The organism is Paracoccus salipaludis, assembly GCF_002287065.1.
GTDB classification, from domain to species: Bacteria; Pseudomonadota; Alphaproteobacteria; order Rhodobacterales; family Rhodobacteraceae; genus Paracoccus; species Paracoccus salipaludis.
Window position 1 is genome coordinate 1 of sequence record NZ_NSJZ01000046.1, and the last position, 3656, is coordinate 3656.

Below are 3656 nucleotides of genomic sequence, written 5' to 3' on the forward strand. Positions count from 1 at the left end.
AGAAATGCGCTGAAAGACAAAGGGATCACTCCCTGCATCCCGGGGCGAAAGTCTCGTGGTCGGCCCGTAAAATATGACACGCGCCGCTACAAACGCCGCAACAGGATCGAGATCATGTTCGGTCGGCTGAAGGATTGGAGACGCGTCGCCACGTGTTGCGACAGATGCCCGAAGGTCTTCCTCTCCGCCGTCGCACTCGCCGCAACCATCATGTTCTGGCTATGAAACTTAACGAGTCCTGACTCTAGCGGGCGACATCGCCGACAATCCCGCGCAGGGCTTGCCGGGTTTCTTCGGCTCTCTGGAGGGCCTGATCGATCTTCAAAGGGTGTGGGTCATCCCGGGGAATCATGACTATCATGGATGGAGGCTCGACGATGACGACGGCCTTGCCGCGATCGCCGCGCAAGCCGGCGTCAACTTCGCCCAGAAACAGGTAATCGATATCGGCGCGAGCCGCTTTCTTTGCTGCACGCTGTGGACGGATTTTGCGCTGATGGATGACGTGCCGGGAGCGATGATGTCCGCGCTTCTCACCATGCCGGACTACCGCCAGATCACCTTCGGCCCGGAGCACCGACCACTCAAACCCGGAGATTTGCTCAAGCTGCATATGGATCATCTCGCTTGGTTGGAGGCCCAGCTACGCGAGCCCTTCGCTGGCCCAACCTTCGTGATCACCCATCACGCGCCGCACCGCGCGGTGGCCGGCTCGCTCTACAGTGCCAGCCCGGCCTTCGCCTCGAACCTCGACAGCTTCATCCGGCACTACCAACCGGACGCTTGGCTCTTCGGCCATACCCATCGCCGGCTTGAAACTTGGATCGGCGGCACCCTGATCCGCAACGTCTCGCTGGGATATCCCCATGAGGTGAACTCGCAGCACGAGCGCACCCTGCTGCTGCGGGGAATAATCGAGGAGGGCGCGCTCGGCGCGGCCTGATAGATCAGGCAGCACCTCTTTCGCATTCAACGCTTAGCGCAAGATCACCGCGACGTCGGGCAAGGCAAAGGCCGCGTCCCGCGCCACGCGGAGGACCGCACAAAGCCAAGTTCACGCGACCACTTTTTTCCGTATGGAACATCAACAGCATATTCTTTTTCACAAATGACTTTCGGTCTCGCCCCCTCCTGGCCGTCATCGAAGACCTTGCTCCCAGGTCCCATGTCGCGACCCGAGCTTCGGAAGCACCTTGAGAGCTGAGATATCCACAATGAATCGCCCGAGAGCCCCGTTCAACACCGGAATCCTGACTCTTCAGCCCCCCATTGCAGGCGGGGGCCCGTATACTGATCCCGAGGGCAGAATAGCGATGTCCCCAGAGAAGCAGCAGCAAGGATTAGCCGCCGGAGCCGTGTTCCGGGCGGACGGGAGAGGCACGTCACATGGCGAAGAGGCGCAACAGCAGGACGGAAGGAGAAGCGGCCGCACCGGTGGCCCCCTCACCCGCGCGCCGCGACGCTACGCCCGTGTCGCCGGAGCGGGAAGCCTGGCTCTAGTTCATCCGCGCGCTTGCGCGCCACGCCGCCCGCGCCGATCATGCAGCCGAGACGGCTAGCCCGCCGCGCTGACGCCCGACCAGCTTCCAGCTGAGGAGTGCCCCCATGAGCACAGCCCGTCGCGCTGCCATCTACGCCCGCTACTCGAGCGACCTTCAACGGGACGCCTCGCTCGAGGACCAGATCCGTGCCTGCCGCAACTACGCGGCACGGCAGGATCTGGAGGTGGTCGAGGCCTACTCCGATCGGGCAGTTTCGGGTGCCAGCCTGATGCGCTCGGGTCTGCAGAAGCTTTTGCGGGATGCGCAGGCCGGCAGCTTCGGCGTGGTGATCGCGGAGGCGCTGGACCGGCTCAGCCGCAACTAGGCGGATGTGGCGGCGCTCTACCAGCAACTCCAGTTCCATGGCGTGATGATCGAGACTCTGAGTGAGGGTCAGGTCTCGAAACTCCATATCGGGCTCACCGGCACGATGAATGCCTTATTCCTGAAGGAACTCGCCAAGAAGATCCACCGCGGGCTGAAGGGCCGCGCGCTCGCGGGCAAGTCGGCCGGCGGACTGACCTATGGCTACAAGAGGGTGGCAAGGTGTGCCTCCAACGGCGAGCCGGGCCGCGGCGACCGGGAGATCGATCCCGTGCAGGCGTCCGAGGTGCGACGGATCTTCGTAGAGTATTTTAAAGGGATCTCGCCGAGGAAGATCGCGGAAGCCCTGAACCTGGAGAAGGTCCCCGGCCCGCAGGGTGGCCACTGGGGCACGTCGACCATCCACGGCAACCGTGAGCGCGGCACCGGGATCCTGAACAACGACCTCTACATCGGCCGGCAGGTCTGGAGCCGGCTGCGCTACGTCAAGGATCCGGGCACCGGCAAGCGGATCTCGGGCCTCAACCCGGAGACCGAGTGGGTGATCACCGAGGTTCCGGAGTTGCGGATCATCGACGACGAGCTGTGGGAGCAGGTGCGCAGCCGACAGGGCGCCCTGAAGTCGAAGAACACCGGTGTCGCGGTCTGGGACCGCAGGCGGCCGAAGTTCCTGTTCTCTGGCCTGATGGAATGCGGCTGCTGCGACGCCGGGTTCTCGAAGATCTCCAAGGACAGCTTCGGCTGCTCGGCCGCGCGGAAGAGGGCCCGGCGGTCTGCACCAACATGGCGACGATCCGGCGCGAGGACCTGGAGAACACGGTCCTGAACGCCCTCGAGCACCATCTGCTGGACGAGGAAGCGGTGGAGATCTTCTGCTAGGAATACGCCGCAGAACGGAACCAGCTGCAGGCCCAGGCCAATGCCGGTCAGGCAGGCCTCGAGAAGGAACTGCGCCAGATCACCGGCGACTACAAGAAGCTGGTCGATGCGATCCTGGCCGGAGTGCCGGCAGAGCAGGTGAAGGACCGGATGATCGACCTGGATGGGCGCCGGAAGGAACTGGAGCGGGTCCTGGCCTCCGCCCCTGCCCCCGACCCCGTGCGCTTCCATCCCTCGATGGCCAGGACCTACCGGACCCGGGTAGGCCAGCTGATCCGGGGCCTGTCCGATGCGGATGGTCAGGAGGAGGCGAAGGAAGCTCTCCGATCCTTGGTCGACAAGATCGTGCTGGTGCCGGAGAGAGACAAGGACGGCGGCACACGGCTGGCCATCGACCTGCACGGTGCCTTGGCGGTTCTGCTCTACCTCGCAACCGGGCGGCCGCTCGGGAAGACACCGGTGTCCGGACATGCTGAAGCACCCGCCGGAGCAGGTGATGGAGGGTATGATATTGTTGAAGAAACAATGTTGGTTGCGGGGGCAGGATTTGAACCTGCGGCCTTCAGGTTATGAGCCTGACGAGCTACCGGGCTGCTCTACCCCGCGTCCGTGCTGCGTTTGAGCAGCGGGTTCCCCGCGGGTTTCTGGGTGCGGGGGTTGTGCGATCGTTTCGGAGAGGTTTGCGTTTCTTTCCAGGTCTGGCGGTGACCTACTCTCCCACGTCTTGAGACGCAGTACCATTGGCGCGACGGCGCTTAACGGCCGAGTTCGGGATGGGATCGGGTGTTTCGCTCGTGCTATGGCCACCAGACCGGGGAAGAAACGCTCAGCGTTGCGGCTTTCGCCGCGTGTTGTCCAAGTTGATGCTGAGGAAGAAGGCAGGTCTGTCTTCTTCCGGATCAAATCAAGCCA

Annotated in this window: 4 protein-coding genes, 1 tRNA gene and 1 rRNA gene; 4 read left to right on the plus strand and 2 right to left on the minus strand. The window is 63.5% G+C overall.

The window, feature by feature from the left end:
* The 4 genes from CK240_RS17135 to CK240_RS19385 all read left to right on the plus strand — a co-directional run.
* The coding region (locus CK240_RS17135; protein WP_167650099.1) for a transposase at positions 1-225 on the plus strand (225 nt) is incomplete at its 5' end.
* 31 nt (positions 226-256) lie between these two features.
* The gene (locus tag CK240_RS17140) at positions 257-943 is read left to right on the plus strand and encodes a metallophosphoesterase (protein ID WP_338048980.1); all 687 of its coding nucleotides are present in this window, start codon (positions 257-259) and stop codon (positions 941-943) included.
* Positions 944-1605: 662 nt separating this feature from the next.
* Positions 1606-1866: a recombinase family protein gene (locus tag CK240_RS19380; RefSeq protein WP_240517551.1), complete on the plus strand. Its 261-nt coding sequence runs from the start codon at positions 1606-1608 to the stop codon at positions 1864-1866.
* 6 nt (positions 1867-1872) lie between these two features.
* Positions 1873-2691 carry a recombinase family protein gene (locus tag CK240_RS19385; protein WP_240517552.1) on the plus strand — a complete coding sequence of 273 codons (819 nt, stop codon included), beginning with the start codon at positions 1873-1875 and terminating at the stop codon, positions 2689-2691.
* A gap of 582 nt (positions 2692-3273) precedes the next feature.
* Here CK240_RS19385 and CK240_RS17150 read toward each other — a convergent pair.
* Positions 3274-3350 (minus strand) — tRNA-Met (locus CK240_RS17150).
* Positions 3351-3440: 90 nt separating this feature from the next.
* Positions 3441-3555, minus strand: a 5S ribosomal RNA gene (rrf, locus tag CK240_RS17155).
* Positions 3556-3656 lie beyond the last annotated feature (101 nt).